This window comes from Pyxidicoccus caerfyrddinensis (assembly GCF_010894405.1).
Classification (GTDB): Bacteria; Myxococcota; Myxococcia; order Myxococcales; family Myxococcaceae; genus Myxococcus; species Myxococcus caerfyrddinensis.
The window spans coordinates 380,574-400,813 of sequence record NZ_JAAIYA010000011.1 but is presented as its reverse complement, the minus strand read 5'-3'; the positions used below and the strand labels follow the sequence as shown (position 1 = coordinate 400,813).

At 71.0% G+C, this 20,240-nt stretch carries 15 protein-coding genes; 8 read left to right on the top strand and 7 right to left on the bottom strand.

Annotated features, from left to right (window positions below; genetic code table 11):
- Positions 1-489 precede the first annotated feature (489 nt).
- Both G4D86_RS53890 and G4D86_RS27535 read left to right on the top strand, forming a co-directional pair.
- Positions 490-2,307: a DnaJ domain-containing protein gene (locus G4D86_RS53890; protein ID WP_275899150.1), complete on the top strand. Its 1,818-nt coding sequence runs from the start codon at positions 490-492 to the stop codon at positions 2,305-2,307.
- An 18-nt stretch (positions 2,308-2,325) separates the two neighbouring features.
- Entirely contained in the window at positions 2,326-3,081 is a 756-nt protein-coding gene (locus G4D86_RS27535) for a CvpA family protein (protein ID WP_163997008.1), read from the top strand.
- A gap of 1 nt (position 3,082) precedes the next feature.
- On the opposite strand, the gene clpX is transcribed toward G4D86_RS27535, so the two are convergent.
- On the bottom strand, positions 3,083-4,153 hold the full coding sequence (gene clpX, locus G4D86_RS27530; protein ID WP_163997007.1) for an ATP-dependent Clp protease ATP-binding subunit ClpX: 1,071 nt from the start codon (positions 4,151-4,153) through the stop codon (positions 3,083-3,085).
- A 227-nt stretch (positions 4,154-4,380) separates the two neighbouring features.
- On the opposite strand from clpX, the gene speA reads away from it, so the two are divergent.
- Positions 4,381-6,396 carry a biosynthetic arginine decarboxylase gene (gene speA, locus G4D86_RS27525; RefSeq protein WP_163997006.1) on the top strand — a complete coding sequence of 672 codons (2,016 nt, stop codon included), beginning with the start codon at positions 4,381-4,383 and terminating at the stop codon, positions 6,394-6,396.
- 81 nt (positions 6,397-6,477) lie between these two features.
- Here speA and G4D86_RS27520 read toward each other — a convergent pair whose 3' ends face one another.
- The 4 genes from G4D86_RS27520 to G4D86_RS27505 form a co-directional block, all read right to left on the bottom strand.
- Complete coding sequence (locus G4D86_RS27520) at positions 6,478-7,005, bottom strand: hypothetical protein (RefSeq protein WP_205519758.1); 528 nt, start codon at positions 7,003-7,005, stop codon at positions 6,478-6,480.
- Positions 7,006-7,114: 109 nt separating this feature from the next.
- Positions 7,115-7,549 carry an OsmC family protein gene (locus G4D86_RS27515; protein WP_163997005.1) on the bottom strand — a complete coding sequence of 145 codons (435 nt, stop codon included), beginning with the start codon at positions 7,547-7,549 and terminating at the stop codon, positions 7,115-7,117.
- A 30-nt stretch (positions 7,550-7,579) separates the two neighbouring features.
- Positions 7,580-8,803, bottom strand: coding sequence for a deoxyhypusine synthase family protein (locus G4D86_RS27510; RefSeq protein WP_163997004.1), 1,224 nt, complete (start codon positions 8,801-8,803; stop codon positions 7,580-7,582).
- A gap of 57 nt (positions 8,804-8,860) precedes the next feature.
- Positions 8,861-9,163, bottom strand: a complete 303-nt coding sequence (locus G4D86_RS27505) for a hypothetical protein (protein WP_163997003.1) — start codon at positions 9,161-9,163, stop codon at positions 8,861-8,863.
- Positions 9,164-9,355: 192 nt separating this feature from the next.
- Between G4D86_RS27505 and G4D86_RS27500 the strand changes: the two genes are divergently transcribed.
- The 5 genes from G4D86_RS27500 to G4D86_RS27480 all read left to right on the top strand — a co-directional run bounded on the left by G4D86_RS27500 (position 9,356) and on the right by G4D86_RS27480 (position 16,184).
- Positions 9,356-10,174 carry a PHP domain-containing protein gene (locus tag G4D86_RS27500; protein ID WP_163997002.1) on the top strand — a complete coding sequence of 273 codons (819 nt, stop codon included), beginning with the start codon at positions 9,356-9,358 and terminating at the stop codon, positions 10,172-10,174.
- A gap of 81 nt (positions 10,175-10,255) precedes the next feature.
- Positions 10,256-13,360, top strand: a complete 3,105-nt coding sequence (locus tag G4D86_RS27495; protein WP_163997001.1) for a tetratricopeptide repeat protein — start codon at positions 10,256-10,258, stop codon at positions 13,358-13,360.
- Positions 13,357-14,247, top strand: a complete 891-nt coding sequence (locus tag G4D86_RS27490) for a sigma-70 family RNA polymerase sigma factor (protein ID WP_163997000.1) — start codon at positions 13,357-13,359, stop codon at positions 14,245-14,247. Before G4D86_RS27495 ends, G4D86_RS27490 begins: the two co-directional genes overlap by 4 nt.
- Positions 14,248-14,260: 13 nt before the next feature.
- Complete coding sequence (locus tag G4D86_RS27485) at positions 14,261-15,286, top strand: SPFH domain-containing protein (protein ID WP_163996999.1); 1,026 nt, start codon at positions 14,261-14,263, stop codon at positions 15,284-15,286.
- Positions 15,279-16,184, top strand: coding sequence for an SPFH domain-containing protein (locus G4D86_RS27480; RefSeq protein WP_163996998.1), 906 nt, complete (start codon positions 15,279-15,281; stop codon positions 16,182-16,184). Before G4D86_RS27485 ends, G4D86_RS27480 begins: the two co-directional genes overlap by 8 nt.
- A gap of 63 nt (positions 16,185-16,247) precedes the next feature.
- Here G4D86_RS27480 and G4D86_RS27475 read toward each other — a convergent pair whose 3' ends face one another.
- Both G4D86_RS27475 and G4D86_RS27470 read right to left on the bottom strand, forming a co-directional pair.
- Positions 16,248-18,653 carry a M12 family metallopeptidase gene (locus tag G4D86_RS27475; RefSeq protein WP_163996997.1) on the bottom strand — a complete coding sequence of 802 codons (2,406 nt, stop codon included), beginning with the start codon at positions 18,651-18,653 and terminating at the stop codon, positions 16,248-16,250.
- 138 nt (positions 18,654-18,791) lie between these two features.
- Complete coding sequence (locus G4D86_RS27470; protein WP_163996996.1) at positions 18,792-20,192, bottom strand: pyridoxal phosphate-dependent decarboxylase family protein; 1,401 nt, start codon at positions 20,190-20,192, stop codon at positions 18,792-18,794.
- Positions 20,193-20,240: the final 48 nt, after the last annotated feature.

Here is a 20,240-nt window from a genome sequence, read left to right as displayed (position 1 = left end):
TGGACGCCGAAGATGTCCCAGCCTTCTGACCCCAGCACCGGCAAGCCGCCGGGAGCCCCGCCCGGGACGCCGGCGGCTCCTGCTCGCCCTGCTGTACCCCGGGTGACCGCCACCGTTCCCACGGTTCCTTCCGCGCCCGTCGCGGGTGCACCTCCGCGTCCACCGCCGGCCCCGGGCACGGTGCCCGCCGCACAGGCCCCGACTCCGCCCCCGAGGCCGCCCGGTGCGACGGCGCCCGCGGCGCCCCGCCCCGTCGTGACGGCGCCCCAGGCTTCGCAGCGCCCCACGGTCCCCGGCATCCCCGCCGTGGGCGCTCCTGCCGCGCCTCAGCGCCCCACTGTCCCCGGCGTCCCCGCCGTGGGGGCACCCGCCGCGCCTCAGCGCCCCACCGTCCCTGGCATCCCCGCTGTGGGGGCTCCGGCCGCGCCTCAGCGTCCTACCGTCTCCGGCATCCCCGCCGTGGGGGCGCCCACGACGGGCGCGGCTCCCATGGCTCCGCAGCGCCCCACCGTCCCCGGCATCCCCGCCGTGGGCGCCGTGCCTCCGTCGGCGCGTCTCACGGCTTCCGCCGTGGCTCCGGCACAGGGAACCCCGGCGGCTCGCGCCGTGACGAATCCGGGGGCCGTGCCCTCGCAGACGGCGCAGCCCGGAACCGGGCCTGCTCCTCGCGGGACTCCGGCGGCACTGCCGTCCATCACGCCCGCAGTGGGCGGAGCATCGGGCCCCGCGCCTCGTGGGACTCCGGCGCTGCCTTCGATTACTCCCGCCATGGGTGGTGCGTCGGGCCCCGCGCCTCGCGGGACTCCGGCGGCGCTGCCTTCGATTACTCCCGCCATGGGTGGCGCATCGGGCCCCGCGACAGCCAGCCCTCAGGGGCAGGCGCCTCGGGCGGCTCCGGGTGCCCCGCCCGCCGCCGCTGGCATGCAGCCCCCTCCGCCCCCGTCGGTGGCCACCGCCGCGCAGCGCCCGGCTGCGGGCTCCGCGCCTGGCGTGCCGCCCGTCGCCGCGCAGCGCGCTCCTTCCGGCACCGCTCCCACTGTCGCGCAGGGAGCCGGGCCTGCTGGCGCCGTGCCTCCCGTCGCCGCGCAGCGCGCTCCGGCTGGCACCGTCCCCACCGCGGGAGCCGGGCCCACGAGCGCCGCACCGCCCGCCGCCGCTCAGCGAGCTCCCGCCGGCCCCGTGCCCTCCGTCGCTCCGGCAGCCGGCCCCGTGCCCTCCGTCGCACCGGCAGCCGCGCCGAGTCCGCCCGCGGGCACGGCCCCCGCCGTGCCGCCCGCCTCGGGTGCCGGCGTCGCCGCGCGCGCGCCCGTCGTGGCCGCGGGCGCACCGCGTCCCCCGCCCACGCTCGCCGTGGGACAGGTGGCGCCGCCCGTGGCCCCGGCCATGCCGCCCCAGCCGCGCCCGGGAGCACGCCCCACCGTCTCCCTTCCCGCCCTGGCGACCGCGGGCTCCCCGCCCCGGCCTCCGCCCGTCGCGGGCGGCGCGGTGCCCCCCGTGGCCCCGGCCATGCCCCCCGGCGCCGCGCGCGTGGTGGCCATTCCTCCCGTGCCTTCCGTGGCGCCCACCGTCCCCGGCGTCCCGCCCGTGGGCGTGGCCGCGCGCGTGCCCGCCATTCCGTCGATGGCGCCCGTGGTGCCGCCCATCGCCCCGGCCATGGCGCAGCGGGGGCCGCCTCCACCTCCCGCCGCCGCCATGGCGCCGCCTCCTCCTCCCGCCGCCGCGAAGGGGTCGGGCCTGGACGCGCGGCAGCTCGCGGACCTGGCGGCTCGCTGCGCGAAGCTGGACCAGATGGACTACTTCGAGGTGCTCCTCCTCGAGCGGACCGCCGTTCCCGCGGACATCAAGAAGGCCTTCTACCGCGAGAGCCGCACCTACCACCCCGACCGCTTCTTCCACGTCGAGGAGAAGGAGCTGAAGGAGCGCGTCCACGATCTCTACAAGCGCGTCACCGAGGCCTACTACGTCCTGCGCGACGACACGAAGCGCAAGAAGTACCTCGCCGACGTGACGGGCCCCGAGCGCGCCCAGAAGCTTCGCTTCACCGATGCCTCCGAGGCGGAGACCAAGGCCGCCGTCAAGAAGGAGCAGGAGGAGCAGATCGGCACCCACCCCAAGGGGCGCCAGTTCTACGCGCAGGCCCAGAAGGACAGCGACGGCGGCAACCCGTCCGCCGCCGAGCGCAACCTCAAGATGGCCCTCACCTACGAGCCCTCCAACGCCCGCTACAAGGAGCGTCTGGCCGAGGTGCAGAAGCAGCTCCAGGAAGAGGCGAAAAGCAAGGGCGACTCGTCGTTCAAGATCCGCTGAAGGCCCCCGGAGGGCACCATGGTCATCGACCTCATCATCCTCGGCCTGGTGCTCTTCTTCGCCACCATCGGCGCCATCACCGGCGCCTCGCGACAGGTGGCGAACCTCGTGGGCCTGGCGGCGGGCTACTTCGCCTCCAGCCGCCTGGGCCCCGTGGTCGGCCCCAAGCTCGCGGCCTCACTCGGCAGCCCGCTGTTCCTCGGCATCATCCTGGGCTCGGTGCTCGTCTACATCGTCGTATGGCTGGCGGTGCGCTACGCGCTGGGCGCGCTGCTCTTGCGCTTCCTCAGCACCGGCCGGCACAACGAGCAGCGCGGCGTGGACCGCGTCCTCGGCTTCGTCCTCGGCGGCGCGAAGATGGCCCTCATCGCCTGGGTGGCGCTCAGCGCCATCACCTTCTTCGAGCAGCACGTGGTGGTGGCCGGCCGGCGCTTCGGTGTCGCCACGCAGGAGTCGCTGTCCCTCCAGGCCGCGCGCCGCTTCAACCTGTTCGAGATGACGCAGTTCTCCCAGGTGGGCAACCTGGTGCGCGTGGCGAAGGCGTCCACGGACCCGGAGACGGCGGGCCGCCTCCAGGAGGACCCGGCCTACAAGGCGCTGCGCAAGGACGCGCGCTTCCAGCGCCTGCTCCAGGACGACAAGCTGAAGCAGGCGCTCGCCCGGGGCGACACCGCCGCGCTGCTGCGCAATGACCTGGTCCTCCAGCTCATCCAGGACCCGGACGTGGCCGCCCGACTGCGGGCGGCCGTCCGGGCCTCGGAGCGCGGGGACTGACTCACAGGCCAATCTGCGCGGAGTCCAACCCCACCAGCCGCTGGCGCACGAAGTCCGCGTCCACCTCCACGCGGCGGCGCCGGTGCTCGGGCGCCTCGAACATGACGTCCGCCATGACGAACTCCAGGATGGAGCGCAGCCCGCGCGCGCCCAGGCCCCGGTCCACCGAGTAGCGCACCACCTCGCGCAGCCCGCCGTCGGCGAAGTCCAGCTCGATGTCGTCCATGGCCAGCAGCTCGCGGAACTCGCGGATGATGGAGTCGGGCGGCTCGGTGAGCACGCGGATGAGCTCCGGCTCCCCCAGCTTCTCCAGCTGCACCACCACCGGCAGGCGTCCGAGGAACTCGGCCATCATCCCGAAGTCCACCAGCTGCTTGGTGCTGATGCGCTTCTGGGAGCGCTTCGCCGCGTCCTCCGCCCCGAAGCCCAGGGCCCGTCCGCCCTCGTCGCCGTATTCATGCAAGTCGGAGAACGTGCCCGCGCAGATGAAGAGGATGTCGCGCGTGTCCACCTGCACGAAGTCGCTCTTGTTCCACGCCTGGGTGACGTTGAGGGGCACGTACACCTCGCGGCCCTCGAGCAGCTTCAGGAGCGCCTGCTGCACCCCTTCGCCGCCGATGTCGCGGCTGCCCGCGCCGTTGCGCGCGCCCTGCGAGCGGCGGGCAATCTTGTCCACCTCGTCGACGAAGATGATGCCCCGCTGGGTGTCCTCCACCGAATGGTTCGCCTTGAACAGGAGGTCCGAAATCATCACCTCCACGTCCTTCCCGTAGTAGCCCGCCTCCGTGTACTCGGTGGCGTCCACGGTGGTGAACGGGACATGGAGAATCTCGGCCAGGTTCCGGGCGATGTGCGTCTTGCCGCTGCCGGTGGGCCCAATCAGCAGGATGTTCGACTTCTTGATGAGCGACGACCTGCGCAGCCGCCGCGCCTGCACGCGCTTGAGGTGGTTGTGGGCGGCGATGGCCACCGCACGCTTGGCTGCTTCCTGTCCGATGACGAAGTGATCCAGCCTGTCGAAGATTTCCCTCGGGGTCAGCACCGCTTCTTCCCTGCGTGCGGACGACTCCATGTACCCTCCCCTTCTATCCACGCGTCCTCCCGGACTCCCTGGCAAAGGGTAGGAATTGAAAGGAAGGCTGGCCCGTGGGACTACAGGGGCAGAGACGTGACGGAGCCCGCCCGCCTGCCCCACCGGCAGGCGACTGTTGAATACGGTGGGGCTTTCCTATAGTTCCCGCGCCCTTCCGTTGTTCACGGGAGTCACCCCCTTTTTTCCCAGGGAGCCTCGAGACGCCGATGCCCGCAAACGCCCCTCCGCACCGCTGGACCCTTGCCGACGCCCACGAGCTCTACGGAATCCGCAACTGGGGCAACCCCTACTTCGGCATCAACGAAAAGGGCCACGTGTGCGTCCACCCGGACGGGCCGCAGGCGCCCAACATGGACCTCAAGGAGCTGGTGGACGAGGTCCGCCGCCGGGGCATCGGGCTGCCGCTGCTCCTGCGCTTCACGGACGTGCTGCGCCACCGCGTGGTGCACCTGAACGAGGCCTTCAAGAAGGCCATCGGTGACCAGGGCTTCAAGGGCGGCTACCGGGGCGTGTACCCCATCAAGGTGAACCAGCACCGCTTCGTGGTGGAGACCATCATCGAGGCGGGCAAGGGCTACAACTACGGCCTGGAGGCCGGTAGCAAGCCGGAGCTGCTCGCGGTGATGGCGCTGCTCGACAACGAGGACGCGCTCGTCATCTGCAACGGCTACAAGGACGAGGAGTACATCGAGACGGCGCTCTTCTACTCGCGCCTGGGCCGCAACGTCATCCTCGTGGTGGAGAAGCCCAGCGAGCTGCCCCTCATCGCGGAAGTCGCCCGCCGCACGGGCATTGCCCCGCGGCTGGGCATGCGCGTGAAGCTGTCCACGCGCGGCGCCGGCAAGTGGGAGGCCAGCGGCGGAGACCGCTCCAAGTTCGGCCTGTCCTCCTCGGAGCTGATGAGCTGCATCGGCTTCATGAAGGAGACGGGCATGCTCGCCTCCTTCGAGCTGCTGCACTTCCACCTGGGCAGCCAGATTTCCAACATCCGCAACGTGAAGAACGCGCTGCGCGAGGTGGGCTGCTTCTACGTGGAGGTGGCCCGCCAGGGCGCGCCGCTGAAGTACCTGGACGTGGGCGGCGGCCTGGGCGTGGACTACGACGGCTCGCAGACCAACTTCGCCTCCTCCATGAACTACACCACGGAGGAGTACGCCAACGACGTGGTGTTCGGCGTCATGGAGGCGTGTGACAGGGCCGGCGTGCCGCACCCCACCCTCGTGTCCGAGTCGGGCCGCGCGGTGGTGGCGCACCACGCGGTGCTGGTGGTGGACGTGCTGGGCACCAGCGAGTTCGACGCGGCCCAGGTCCCGGAGAAGGTGGACGAGAAGGCCCCGTCGGTGGTCCGCAACCTCATGTCCACCTTCAAGGAGGTCACCAACAAGAACCTCCTCGAGGCGTGGCACGACGCGCAGGACGCCAAGGAGGAGAGCCTCACCCTCTTCTCCCTGGGCCACCTGTCGCTCGAGCAGCGCGTGGCGGCCGAGAACATCTACTGGGCCATCTGCCACAAGATCATGCGCATCGCGAAGGAGGACGGCGAGATTCCCGAGGAGCTGGACTCGCTGGAGAAGGCGCTCAGCGACACCTACTTCTGCAACTTCTCCGTGTTCCAGTCGCTGCCGGACTCGTGGGCCATCGACCAGCTCTTCCCGATGATGCCCCTCCACCGGCTGGCGGAGAAGCCGACGCGCCGGGCGACGCTCGCGGACATCACCTGCGACTCGGACGGCAAGATTGAGCACTTCATCGACAAGCGCGAGGTGAAGGACGCGCTGGAGCTGCACGCGCTCAACGACGACGACTACTACCTGGGCATCTTCCTGGTGGGCGCGTACCAGGAGATTCTGGGCGACCTGCACAACCTCTTCGGCGACACGCACGCCGTGCAGGTGTCGCTGGGGCCCAACGGCGGCTACCTCATCGACAACGTGGTGGCGGGCGACACGGTGACGGAGGTCCTCAACTACGTCAGCTACACCAAGGACGACCTCGTCGCGAAGCTGCGCAAGTTCACCGAGCTGGCGCTGCGCAACGGCCGCATCACCCTGGACGAGTCCCGCAGCCTGCTGCGCATGTACGAGGACGGCCTGTCCGGCTACACGTACCTGGAGCGCGAGGTGGACGCGAGCTTCGCCAGCAGCGCCAACCAGCTCCGCCTGGTGCCCCAGCCCAACACCACCCCGGGCCAGCGCAACACGCTGCCCCCGTCGGGCACGTGAAGGCGCTGAAGTCCTGAGCCCCTGAAGCAGTCCCAGGAAGCCCCCTGCCGCGCCACTTCGCGCCAGGGGGCTTCGTGCGTCCTAGAGGTTGGCGATGACGGGCTCGCTGGTGCCGAAGGGCACGGGCTCGTCGGCGAAGGCCACGTCGGCGGCGCGGGCGCGCAGGTGCTGGAGCGCCTGCTGCTGCGTCTCGCCGCGGGCGATGAGGGCCTCGAAGTCGAAGCCGGCCAGGCGAGTGTCCTTCGCGGACAGCCGCGCCAGCGTGCGCCACAGGGACAGGCGCCCTTCCGTGGCCACGCACAGCCCCTCCAGCTCCACCAGCCGGCTCAGCGGGGAGTAGCGCAGCAACGAGCCGTTGAGCTTGAGGCGGCCGAGCTTCTCGGAGACCCACGCCCCGCGCTTCTTGAGCGGGTCCTCCTTCAACTCCAGCGTCTGGATGACGGACTGGAGGATGGACTGGTCATGCCGCAGCTCGGGAATGAACGCCGACAGGTAGCGGCCCACCGGGTTGCTGCGGTTCTCCGTCTCCGTGCGGACGGCCAGCTCGATGCCACCCACCGAGCCCGCCAGGTGGTCATTGAGGTAGATGCCCAGCCGCTTCGCGTCCATGCCGTGCCTCCGGTTGCGTGCTTCCGCAGCCCGGGAGGGTGGCCATGGACGGGCACCCCGGCAGCACCGGCCGGGGGGCTCGCCTGGAGGGCAGGCAGGCAGGCGGGCGTCAGTCCGGGTAGCTGAACGTCAGCGGCAGCTTCACGTCCGGGTGGAGGCTGCGGGCCACGGGGCAGCCGTGGGCCGTCTCCTCCATGCGCTTGCGCTGCTCGGCGGTGAGGCCCGCCGGCATCTGGAGCTCCAGCACCAGCTCGCCAATGCGGCGCGGCGGCGGGGTCATCCGCTTCTCCACCCGGCCGCGCACCTCGCCCAGGGAGATGCCCTCGCGCGAGGCGACCAGGTGCATCGTCGTCACCGCGCAGGACAGCAGCGCCGCGCCCACCATGTCCGTGGGCGAGAAGCTGCCGCCGGTGCCGCCGTTGTCGCGCGGGGCCTCGGTGACGGCCACCGTGCCGGACGGGCCGTGGGTGAGCTGCGTCTTGAACTGGGGCTGGCTGACCAGGGTCATCACCACGCCCGTGGCGGGAGTCTGCGGCTGGCTCATGTCGGCGCTCCTGAAGGGTGAGTCCGTGGTTCAGCGGACGAAGGCGTCGTGCTTCTTCGCGTCCTTCTTGGTGGAGGGCTCCGCGTCCTCGACGCTCCAGTCCAGCGTCTTCATCAACGACTTGCGGCGCTTCTGCACGTCCGCGTCGAGGAACTTCACGGCGTCCGTCATCCGGTCCATCAGCCGCATCGGCTTGCGCTTGTTCTTCGGCTCACTGAGCAGCGCGTGCGTCAGCCAGGGGAACACCGCCGTCACGTCGGTGTGCACGTAGACGGAGCCGGTCTCCACCGCCTCCACCGACACCTTGCCCCAGGTGTGGCCCTCGCCGGCGGGGCAGCTGGACAGCGCGCCGTTGTCCACCGGGTCCACGCAGAACTGCAGGTCGATGTCGAAGCCCGTCGTGGGGACGTTGAGAATCTGGTCCAGCAGCGGCTCGCCCTGCAGCGTGTAGTTCTTCGGCACGCCGCCGCCCAGAATCCAGATGGCCAGCCGCTTGCTGCCGTTGTGCCGGCAGAAGTGCTGCATGGCCGCCATGGAGTAGACGTCGTCGTTGATGTCGAGCTCGAACTTGAACGCGTCGCCGAGCAGTCGCTTGAGCTTCACGACGTTGAGGAAGATGGAGCCGTCCTGCACCGCGCCCACCCAGATGGGCACCGCGTGCTTGTAGGCCGTGGCGAGCAGCGACGGCTGCTTCACGCCGAGCTTCTTCTCAATCTGGTAGATGGCCTTGCCGAGCAGGTAGTGGAACTCGGGCGTGGTCATCTTCTTCTGGAACTCGGGGCCGCGGATGATGGCGGAGAAGAGCCGGTCCGTGTCGAGCAGCGCCTCTTCCCAGAAGCCCAGATCGTAGATGCGGATGATGCGCGCCAGGCGGTACTGGAGGTCGCCCGCGTTCGGGTTCACCTCGCGGATGGCGTGGCCGATGATGCGGTGGGCGTCGTGGTAGAGGTTGGCGCCCGTCGTCGTAATCGCGGAGATGACGCCCTTCTCGATGAGGGGAATCAGGCAGCTCTGGTGCAGGCCCGCGGGCGTCATCGCGCCGGAGAGCGTGAGGAAGATGGAGGCGTCCTGCTCCATCGACTGGGACATCAGCTCGAAGGCCGTGCGCTCCTGGCGGCCCACGTAGGCGCTGAAGGCGTGCGCGAGCAGCTCCGCGGGCTTCTCCTTGCCGGTGATGGGGCGGGGATCAGCCTTGCGCGCCCCGGAGTACGCGGCGCGAAGGGACTTCTTCGGGTTCGAGGAGGTCTTGGCCATGGCGCGGCGACATAGCACCCCGCGCCCCCCATGGGGAGCACCGGGTGTTCCCCGCTGCTACTTGCCGCGCTTCTTGCCGGTGCCGGTGGCGGTGGCCTCCGCGGCCGTGTCCTTGCCCGGCGCGGCTTTCGATTCCGACAGGCCCAACACCCGGTCCCTCACCTGCTCGGCGGACAGGTGTGCCGTGTCGGACACCACGCAGGAGACGTAGGCCAGCTCCGCCAGGGCCCGCCGCGCGCGCTCGCGCACCGTGGCGTCATCGGAGCCCAGCTCCTCGGACGCGGCGGAGACGTAGCTGCTGGCCAGTGACTCGAAGAGGTACACCCGGTTCTCGATGGTCGTGTCGTTCTTCTTGCCCATGGGGCGGGCACTCTAGGCCCTGGCCTCCGCCCCCGGGAGGCCAGCTTCGACGCGCCGCGCGGTAGCGAACATCGCCGCGTGACACTCCGGGCGAGGGAGTGCTGCGGCGGAAGGCCCCACGCCTTAAGTTGGTGTGCAAGAGCGCACGCTTCACGTAGGTGTGACGTGTACCGCCAGCCCGGGAGTCCCGCCTTGATTGATTTGCACTCGCACACCACCGCCAGCGACGGCCAGTACCCGCCGTCGGAGCTGCTGGCGCGGGCGGCCGCCGCCGGGGTGACGGTGCTGGCGGTGACGGACCACGACACGGTGGCGGGGCTGGCGGAGGCGGCGGAGGCCGCGCGCACGCACGGCGTGGAGCTGGTGCCGGGCATCGAGCTGTCGGCCTTCATCCTCGGGCGCGAGGTGCACATCCTCGGGCACTTCCTGCGGCCGGACGATGAGGACATCGCCCGCTTCTCCGAGCGGCTGCGCCACGAGCGCGACACGCGCATGGAGGCGATGCTGGAGCGGATGCGTCAGCTCGGCTACCCCGTGCACATGGAGCACGTGCGCGCGGTGGCGGGCAACGCGCAACTGGGCCGGCCCCACCTGGCGCGGGTGCTGGTGGAGCGCGGCTGGGCCGTGGACGTGAAGGCGGCGTTCGACCGCTTCCTGGGCACGCGCGGCGCGGCCTGGGTGGACCGGTACAAGCTGGACGGCACGGAGGCCATCCGCCTCATCCGCAAGGCCGGCGGCACCGCCACGCTGGCGCACCCGGGCTCCTCGCGCATGGAGCGGCAGGAGATTCGCGCGCTGGCCAAGGCCGGCCTGGCCGGGCTGGAGGTGCTCCACTCGGACCACAACCCCAGCGTGAAGCAGAAGTACCTCGGGCTGGCGAAGGAGCTGGACCTGGTGCCCACCTCCGGCAGCGACTTCCACGGCGAGGCCGTCTCCCCCGACCACAAGCTGGGCGACGCCGCCATGCCTCCAGAGCTGTTCGCGAAGCTCCGGGCCCGCGCCGCCGCCTGAGTGGTGGGGTGGCCAGCACCCCATTCCCCAAATCTGGGAAAAAGGGAGGAACGCGGATTTTTTGGTACGCTTCCCCTCTCCATGGAGTGCCCGAGCGAGACGACCCTGAGCGACTTCCTCGAAGGCCTGCTCCCAGAGGAGCAGCGCGCGCGAGTGCTGGCGCACGTGGAGGGCTGCGAGGGCTGTCAGGAGCACGTGGCGATGGGGGCCAGCTCCACGGTGGCCATGCCGGAGGTGCTGGCGGAGCGGCCCGCGCTGGCCCAGGGCTCCACGCTGGCGCGGTACGTGGTGCTGGAGCGCATCGGCCGGGGCGCCATGGGCGAGGTGTATGCGGCCTATGACCCGGAGCTGGACCGGCAGGTGGCCCTCAAGCTGCTGCGTCCGGAGGGCCGCCACCTGGAGGAGCTGCGCGTGCGGCTGCTGCGCGAGGCCCAGGCCCTGGCGCGCCTCGCGCACCCGCACGTCGTCACCGTGCACGACGTGGGCGTGGCCGGGGACTGCCTCTTCCTCGCGCTGGAGCTGGTGGAGGGCACCACCCTCTCCGAGTGGCTGAAGCAGCCCCGCCCGCTGAAGGAGGTGCTGCGCATCTTCCGTGACGCCGGACGCGGGCTGGCGGCGGCGCACGCGGCGGGGCTGGTGCACCGCGACTTCAAGCCGAGCAACGTCCTCGTCGGGCAGGACGGCCGGGTGCGCGTGACGGACTTCGGCCTCGCCCGCCCCTCCAACCGGTGGCTCCGCGCGCCTGCCTCTCCCGCGCGCGTCGCGGACAGGCCCGGCCCGGCGCCACTCACCCGCACGGGCGTGCTGGTGGGCACGCCCGCGTACATGGCGCCGGAGCAGCAGCAGGGCCACGGCGTGGACGCGCGCTCGGACCAGTTCAGCTTCTGCGTCGCCCTCTACGAGGCGCTCCACGGAGTGCGCCCCTTCGACGGACACAGCCTGGAGGAGCTGGCCCGCGCGGCGCGAGAGGGACGCGTGCGCGCGCCGGAGCGCGAGTCGAAGGTGCCCGCGCGGGTGCGGCGCGCGGTGCTGCGCGGCCTGCGCGCGCGGCCCGAGGAGCGCTTCCCCTCCATGGACGCGCTGCTGGCGGAGCTGGCGCCGAGGGCCCTGCGCATCCGCACCTGGATGGCGGCCTCCGCCGGTGCGGCCAGCCTGCTGGGGCTGACGGTGGGCTACGTGGTGGCGCACCGGGACGAGGCGCGCTGCGCGCAGGACGCGGACAAGCTCTCCACCGTCTGGAGCCCCGAGCGCCGCGAGCGCATCCGCGAGGCCTTCCTCGCCACCGGCAAGCCCTACGCGGCGTCCGCGTGGGAGACCGTTGCCACCTCGATGGATGCGCAGGCGGACACGTGGCGCGCGCTGCGCACCGACGCGTGTCTCGCCGCGCGCGATGACGCCAGCGTCTCCTGGCAGACGGCGGCGTGCCTGGACGCGCGGCTGTGGCACCTGGCCGCCATCACCGACGTACTGGAGAAGGCCGACGCGCAGACGGTGCAGAACGCGCCGCAGTTGATGTCCTCGCTGGAGGGGCTCTCCGGGTGCGTGGATGCGCCCGCGCTCGCCACCCGCCCGCAGCCCACGGATGCGCTGCGCCCGCGCGTGGACTCCATCCGCCGCCGGCTGGCCGACGTCCGCGCCCGCATGGAGGTGGGCAACCACACCTCGGCGCTCGAGGTCACCACGGCCCTGCTCCAGGACATGAAGGGGCTCGACTACCGCCCGCTGGAGGCCGAGGTGCTCGCGCAGCATGGGTACCTGAAAGGCCTCACCGGCAAGCCGAAGGAGGCGGAGGACATCCTCTACAAGGCGCTGTGGGCCGCCGAGGCCGGGCGCGACGACGAGACGGTGGCCCGCGTCTGGATTCTCCTGCTGTGGGTGGTGGGGGACCAGATGGCGCGAATCGACGAGGCCAACCGGCTGGTCCACCACGCGCGCGCCGCGGTGGAGCGGCTGGGCCGCGAGCGCTTCCCCGCCATCGCCATGGACCTGCACCTGCGCATGGGCGGGCTGCGGCTGGTGCAGGGCAAGCTGGACGAGGCGGAGGCGGAGTACACGCAGGGGCTGGAGCTGTCGCGCAAGGCCACGGGCCCGGAGCGGCTGCGCACCACGTACTTCCTCTCCGGGCTGGGCCGGGTCCGCTCGCGTCAGCTCCGCGCGCAGGAGGCGCTGGACCTGTACCGCCAGGCGCAGGCCCATGCGCTGAAGGAGCGGCAGTGGAGCCCCGAGCACCCGGTGCTCGCCGTCAATCTCAACAACATCGCCACCGAGCTGCTCGCGCTGGGCCGCACCGACGAGGCGCTCGCCACGTTCCAGCGCTCGCTCGCGTTGCTGGAGGCGGCGCGCTCGAAGGACCACCCGAGCCTCGCCGCGCCGCTCAACAACCTCGCCGTGCTGCTGCGGCGCGAGGGCCGGCTGGACGAGGCCCGGCAGTCCTACCAACGCGCGATCGCCCTCTTCGAGCGCAGCAAGGGCCCGGACCACCCCAGCACCGCCACCGCGCTCGCGGGGCTGGGGATGGTGGCCTATGACTCGCAGCAGTTGGACGAGGCGCTCACCTACAACCAGCAGGCGCTGGAGCGGCTGCACCGGGGCCTGGGGCCGGACACGCCTCGCGCGGAGCAGCCGCTGCGCAACCTGGCCCTCATCCACCTGCGCGCGGGCCGCCCCGAGGAAGCGCGCAAGAGCCTCGTTCGCGCGCTGACGATGCTGGAGAAGGAGAACGGCCCGGACAGCGCGGTGACCACCGGCGTGCTGAGAGACCTGGCCCGGGTGGACCTGACGACGGGCGGCTGGACGGCCGCGCTCGCGCACTGCCAGCGCTCGCTGAAGCTCGATGAGGGAACGCAGGGTGCGGAGAGCCCGGATACCGCGCTGGACCTCTCGTGCCTCGGTGAGGCACAGCTGGGCCTGGGTGCACTGGAGGAAGCAGTGCCGCTGCTGGAGCGCGCGCGGCGCATCGACGCGAAGGCGCAGCTGGACCGGCGGGACGCGGCGCGGGTGTCCTTCCTGCTGGCTCGCGCCCTGTGGGAGCGGCGCTCGCCCGAGGAGCGGACGCGCGCGATGACGCTGGCCCACGAGGCCCGGAGCTGGTTGGAGGCCCTGGGGATTCGCGCCCGCCCGGACCTGCGCGAGGTCGTGGCGTGGCAGGCCCGACATCCCCCCTCCGTGAGCGAGGCCACCCGATGACGCCCGGGACTCTCACGGACCTGCTGCTGGCGCACGTGCCCCCGGAGAGTCAGGACGCGCTGCGCGCCGTGCCCGGACTGGAGGCACTGCTGGAAGAGCACCTCGCGAAGGGCAAAGAGGCCTGGCCCGACGTGACGCTCGCGCCGGAGCACTTCCTCCCTCACATAGCGCGGCATCTTTCCCCGGAGGGTGCTCCCGACGACGCGCTCCGCGCATTGCACGCCGCCGACCTGTACCTCGCCTGCGCCTGTGCCGCGGGCGAGCCCCAGGCCCTGCGGCACTTCGAGCGTCATGTCCTGGCGAAGGTGGCCACGCGCCTGGGCCAGCCGCCCGGTGTCACGCTGGACGAGGTGCTCCAGGTCGCGCGCCAGCGGCTGCTGCTCGGCGTGGCGGGGACGCCGCCGAAGATTGCCGAGTACTCCGGCCGGGGCGCGCTGGGCGGCTGGGTGCGCATCGTCGCCTCGCGCATCGCCCGTGAGCTGCGCAGTCAGGCCGGACGTCAGGACCTGTTCTCCGACACGCCCCACGCGCTGGAGCGCCTGCTGTCGGCCGGAGACCCGGAGCGCGAATTGCTCCAGGCCCACTCACGCCAGGTGCTCACCGAGTCCCTCCAGGCCGCGCTCGCGGAGCTCACCGAGCGCGAGCGCGCCCTGCTGCGCCTGCACCACCTGCACGGCCTCACCATGGACCGCATCGCGACGATGTACGGCGAGCCCCGCTCCAGCGTCGCGCGCCACGTCGCCCAGGCCCGCGAGCGGCTCCTCAAGCTCACCCACCGCGAGCTGGCCTCGCGACTGAAGCTGAATGGACAGGAATTGGAGAGCCTCCTGGGCCTGGTGCAGAGCCGGTTGGACCTCAGCCTCCACCGGCTGATGGACCAGGGCTGATACGCTACGGGCCATGGACCCGATAGACCCTGAAGTGGCGACGTACGTCCAGGACCTCTTCAACGGAGTGCTCCTGGGCGCGCTCGCCTATCTCTTCGTGCGCTACGTGCTAGGCGGCCTCTTCACCGTGGACCAGAACGTGCGCGCGGTGAAGGTGCGGCTGGGCCGCGCCGAGCGCCTCTCCGCCAACCTCACCAACCGCGACGGCCCGCTCTCCGAGGGGCTCGCCCGCACCGACGAGGAGCGCTACGTCTACCCGCAGCTGCGCGTCATCTCCTCCGGTGGCCCGTACTTCAAGTGGCCCTGGGAGCAGGTGCGTAAAATCTCCGTGGCCACGCAGACGCTCAACATGGCCTTCGACCCGGAGGCGCCGGAAGCCAACCAGGGCGGCACCATGGTGGACGCCGTCACGAAGGACCAGCTCAACACCGGCCTCACCGGACAGATTCGCTACCGCGTCTCGGAGAAGAACCTCTACGCCTTCCTCTTCGGCGTGAAGAACCCGGTGGCCCACGTCATGGGCTTCTTCATCTCCATCCTCCGCCAGCGCATCGCCAACTTCGAGGCCCCTCCCGCCGCGCGCGAGCCGGACAGCCTGGAGGCCGCCGTCGTGTCGGGCGTGTCCATCAACGACTTGCGGAAGAATCTACGAGACCTCAACGAGCACATGGACCACGAGTGCCGAGGCAGCGAGGCGCGCTACGGCGTGGTGCTGGAGGCGTCGCTCATCACCGGCATCGACCCGCCGCAGGAGGTGGAGAGCGCGCTGGCCGCCATCAACACCGCGCACAACCACGTCTCCAGCGACATCAGCCTCGCGCAGGCCTCCGCGGACCAGAAAATCGTCCAGAGCCGCCGCGCGGTGGAGATTGAGACGCTCAAGGCCCAGGCGGAAGTGGAGCCCCTCGTCGCCCTCTCCAACGAGCTCTCGCTGCTCAAGCGCAGCGGCCCGGGCGCACTCCAGGCCTACCTGCGAAACATCCGGCTGGGGCTGTACCAGAAGGCGCAGGCGGTGGTGCTGGGGGTGAAGAATGGTTAGCACGCTCGTGGGCGCCATCGTCGGCTTCTTCGGCATGGCCATCGGCATCCCCGTCTTCTTCGCCTTCCTCCGCCTGCTCGGCTTCTACGCCATCGTCCAGGAGCGCACCTGCCGGGTGTACGTGCTCTTCGGCTCGGTGGTGTGCACGCTGGATGAGCCCGGCTTCCACTTCCTCTGGCCGAAGCTCGGGTGGAAGGCGCTCATCGTGAACCTGGTGGGCCGCTGCCAGGTGGTCGACTTGCGGTTGGACCAGCAGTACCTGCGCAGCCAGGCGGTGAACTCCGAGGAGGGCGCGCCGATGGGCATCGGCATCTGGTACGAGATGTACGTCTCGGACCCGAAGCGCTTCCTCTTCGAGAACGCGGACCCGCGCGGCAGCCTCGCCGCCAACGTGAGCAACGCGGCCGTGCGCTGCCTGTCCAACATGAAGCTGGCCGCCATGCTGGAGACGCGGCACGAGATGAGCCGCACCGTGCGCGCCGAGGTCAGCCCCCAGAGCCACGAGTGGGGCTACAAGCTGGGCAGCGTCTACGTGCGCAAGGTCCACTTCCGCGACGCGAACATGATTCGCCAGATTGAGGAGAAGGTCGTCAACCGGCTGCGCCAGGTGACGAGCGCCATCCGCCAGGACGGTGCCAACCAGGTGAGCATCATCACCAGCACCGCCGAGCGGCAGAGCGCGGTGGAGTTCGCCCGCGCCGCCGCGCTGCGGCCCCAGATTGTCGGCTCCGCGCTGCAGAAGATTGGCGAGGACCCCGAGGTGCTGGAGGCCACCTTCTCGCTGCTGGAGACGCAGCGCCTGCTGGAGAGCGGCGCGAAGCTCACCCTGGTGCCCGACGGTCAGCGGGGGGAATTGCTCTCCCAGCTGCTGACGGCGCGCACGCTGTCCCGCCCGTAGCGCACGGGCCGGAGCCCGCGAGCGTCCTGGCTCGCGGGCTCCATCCCGACGGCAGGGCGCGGACTACCGCACCGTCTTCGCGGCGGTGAGCATGTCCGCGTACGAAGTGGCGAGATACGAGCGGCTGGGTGCCTTCGTGATGTCCTGGCCGGGGAACAGGTTCGCCCGGACGCGGAAGGCGTAGCGCCGGCCCGACGTGAGCATGCCCGAGGGCAGCACCACCTGCGTGTCACGCGTGGACAGGGTGGCGACGCTCTTCGCGGCGGCCGTCACGTCGTAGACCTGCACCAGGTACGAGGTCGGCGTGCCCACCGCGGGCGCCGTCCAGGCAATGGTGGGCCGCGCCGCGATGAGGGCCTCCGTGCCTGCCGCCGTCGAGTCCACGGTGACGGTGCGCACCGGGGTAATCCGGGGCGCCAGCGGCTTCGCGGTGAAGCCACTCAAGGTGTCGCTCACGCGGACGGTGCCGCTGATGAGGGTGCGCGAGTTGTTGGGCAGCGGGTAGGACACGGTGAAGGTATGGGACACCATGCCCAGCACCGGCCAGGCCGGGGGGAAGGGATTGCGGAAGGGAATGGTCCGGGTGACGTCCGGCCCCGCCGTGCCCGTGTTGTTGAAGACGACGAGGTCGGCCGAGTAGTCGTAATTCCCATCCACCCCGCTGTACGGGACGACGAAGACGCCCATCGCCTGCGTGTAGCGGTAGATGCCCGCGGGCGCCACCTGCGTGGCCAGCGCCTCGAAGGCGGAGCGCGGCCAGGTGAAGCGCGCGAAGGACTGCGTGGGCTCGGTCATCGTCCCCGACACCGCCGTGTACCCACGATCCACCGCGGTGAAGGCCGGCAGGTACGCGGCGCGAACCGCCGACTGGAAGTTCTCGACGCCACCATCCGGCAGCGTGGAGTTGTTCGGACCGAACTGGGTGACCCAGGCCCTGTCACCGCGCGACTCCTCGATGAGCGGGTGCAGGTCCATGCTGCTGTACTCGAAATCCGAGTCGAGCACCGTGGCGCCCACGACGGGCGGCTCCCAGATGAGCTGCTCCAGGTTCAGCTCCACCGCCCCCGCGTTGGCCGCGAAGAGCTGGAGGATGGCGCCATCCGTGTAGGGCGCCAGGTTGTCCAGGTGCAGATTCAGGTACGTCGAATCCAGGTAGCCGCCGTCGGGCAGGGAGGAGTAGCTGCTCGCCACCGTCGTATCCGAGCGCCCCAGGTCCGCGTAGCCCATGTCCAGCACGGACTCGGTGGTGGTGTAGTGGGCCGTGCCGAACTTGAGCAGGTACGTGCCCGTGGGGATGTTGCGGACCACCCACGCGCCGTCACCGGCGTAGGTGCCGAAGCGGGCGCCATAGCCACCGGCGCCGTCCGGCACGAGCGCGCTGATGGCGGTGGCGGACAAGTCGCGCGGCAGCTCGTTGCGGCCGGTGTCGGACCAGTAGCCCACCAGGCCCTTCACGACGACGGTGCGGCCGGTGGAGGGCGCGACGCCCTGGTACAGCGCATCCAGCGCGAGGATGTCCCCGCTGCTCAGCCCGGTGCGCTGCACCGTGAAGGGAGTGCCGTCCACTGCGCGCACCAGCGTGGGCTTCGGCCCGCTCCCGTCCACGTCGGAGAAGGCATACGAGCCGTACTGCATGACGGAGCGGATGTCGTAGCCGCCCAGGTCCTGGCCCGGCAGGCCGCTCTCCACGTACGTGCGGAAGTTGCCCTCGTAGCCCGGCGCGATGTTCTCCCAGATGACGCGCACCTGGGTGTCGCGGTCGGCGCGGGACTGCTCGTGCCAGAGGCCCGCGGCGTGGCCAATCTCGTGGATGGCCGAGCCCGTGCTGCACGCGGCGTTGAGGGTGATGGGCTGCGGCGCGAAGTTCTGCATGCCCACGTAGGAGGAGCACCCTGCCCCGTCCACGAAGCTCACGTAGCGCGTCTCCGTGGTGCGCTGCACGAAGCGCAGAGCCGTGAGTTGCTGCCAGTGATTGATGGCATCGAAGACGCGCTGCGGGTTGGGCAGCGCCGGGTCGATGAGGTAGGGCACCACGCCGCCCGGCCAGCGCTGCTGCGCGACGGTGTCGACGATGCCCGTGGAGGGCTTCCGCGCCGAGCCGGCTTCCGGCAGCGCCAGGAGGATGTCGCCCTCCAGCACCGCGTGGCCTTGGATGCGCTCCACGTCGAGGAACACCTCGCGCCCGTCCATCGTGACGCGGATTTCCTCCAGCGCGCCGCGCTCACCAGGGAAGGCGAACAGGGCGCCCGGGTCGGAGTCGGCTCCCGGTAGCGTCGCGGGCGGGCGGCTCGGGTGCTCGGGCTCCTCCGTGGCGGGATGCTCCGTGCCGGGCCCGGCGACGTCCGGTGCCGGCGTCTCCTCGGCGGGCACGATGGGGCTTCGCGGCGCCGGCGCTTCACAACCCGCTGAAGAGAACAGGAACAGGCACACGGGCAGCAGCCCCGCGCGCAGGGAAATGCGTCGTTTCAATCAAGCCTCCGATGGAGCACGGGAGCGATGGCTCCCACTCGCGGAGGATGAGACATGAATTATCTGAATATTTGAATTACGCGGCATGGCGGGACAGACAGCGAAACCCGGCATGCTGGGTCAATTTCACCGAGAGGCTCAGGCCAGCTCCGCGGCGGCGGCGAGCACCTCCGCCACCACCGTATCCACGTCCTCGGGCGAGGTGCGGTGATTGACGAAGCACGCACGCAGCACGAAGCGCCCGTGCAGCGTGGCGTTGGAGAGGTAGGCACGGCCGCGCGCGTTGATGCGGGCCATCAGCCGCGCGTTGAACGCGTCGCGCTCCGCCTCGGGGACACTGCCCGTGTAGCGGAAGCACACCGCGCTCAGCGTCGCGGGGGCGAGCAGCTCCAGCGCGGGCGAGGCGCGGATGAGGGCCTCCATGCGACGCGCGTTCTCCACGTCGCGGCGCATGGCCTCCCGGAAGGCCGCGAGGCCGTGGTAGCGCACGGAGAGCCACACCTTCAGCGCGCGGGCACGACGGGACAACTCGATGGACTCGTCGAAGAAGGCGAAGCCCTCCACCGAGTCAGCCGTCATGGTGCGCACGTAGTCGCCGCTGAAGGAGAAGGCCTTGCGCGCGGCGCCCGCGTCACGGAACAGCAGCACGCCGCAGTCCGCCGGCTGGTAGAGCCACTTGTGCGCGTCCATGGACAGCGAGTCCGCCAGCGACAGGCCCTCGAATTGCTCCGGCAGGGCCATGGCGGCGAGCGCTCCGTAGGCACCGTCCACGTGCATCCACAGGCCGTGCGCGCGGGCGATGCGGGACACATCGGGCAGCGGGTCCACCGCGCCGGTGTTGACGGTGCCCGCGGTGGCCACCACCGCCAGCGCACGCCGCCCGGCCGCGATGTCCTCGGCGATGGCGCGCTCGAGCAGCTCGGGGCGCATGCGCCAGCCTGCGTCGGTGGGAATCAGCCGCAGGTTCTTCCGCCCCAGGCCCAGCAGCGCCATCGCCTTGGGGATGGACATGTGGACCTCCGAAGAGGCGTACACCACGCCGGAGGGCGAGCCCTCGTCGTTGGCGGGGGCCAGGGCCTCGCGTGCCATGGCCAGGCCCATGAGGTTCGCCGCGGAGCCGCCGCCCGCGAAGCTCCCGGTGAAGCCGTCGCAGCCCACCGCGCTCGCGAGGCTCCGCACCACCGCGCGCTCCAGACTCACCAACGTGGGCGCGGAGCGCCATGCGGTGACGTTCTGGTTGATGACGCTGGCCACGTAGTCGCCCAGCACGCCCACCGGCTCGCCCGAGCCGAACACGTACGCCAGGAAGCGCGCGTTGCCCGCGCGGGACCCGTCCATCAAAGGCTTCAGCGCCTCCAGCGCCGCGTCCTTCATCCCCTCTTCAGGCAGGCCGTCCGCGAACAGCGCCTCCGTCGCCGTGCCCGTGGTGGCGGGAGCGATGCGCCGCGAGTCCAGCTCCGCGAGCCACTGCTCCGCCAGCGTGGAGATGCGGTCGGCGAGACGACGAAACTGCGCGGGAGTCACATCCAGAGCGCTCATGGACCGCGCACCTTAATGGGGACGAGGTGGAGTTCCAGCTCCGCCGGG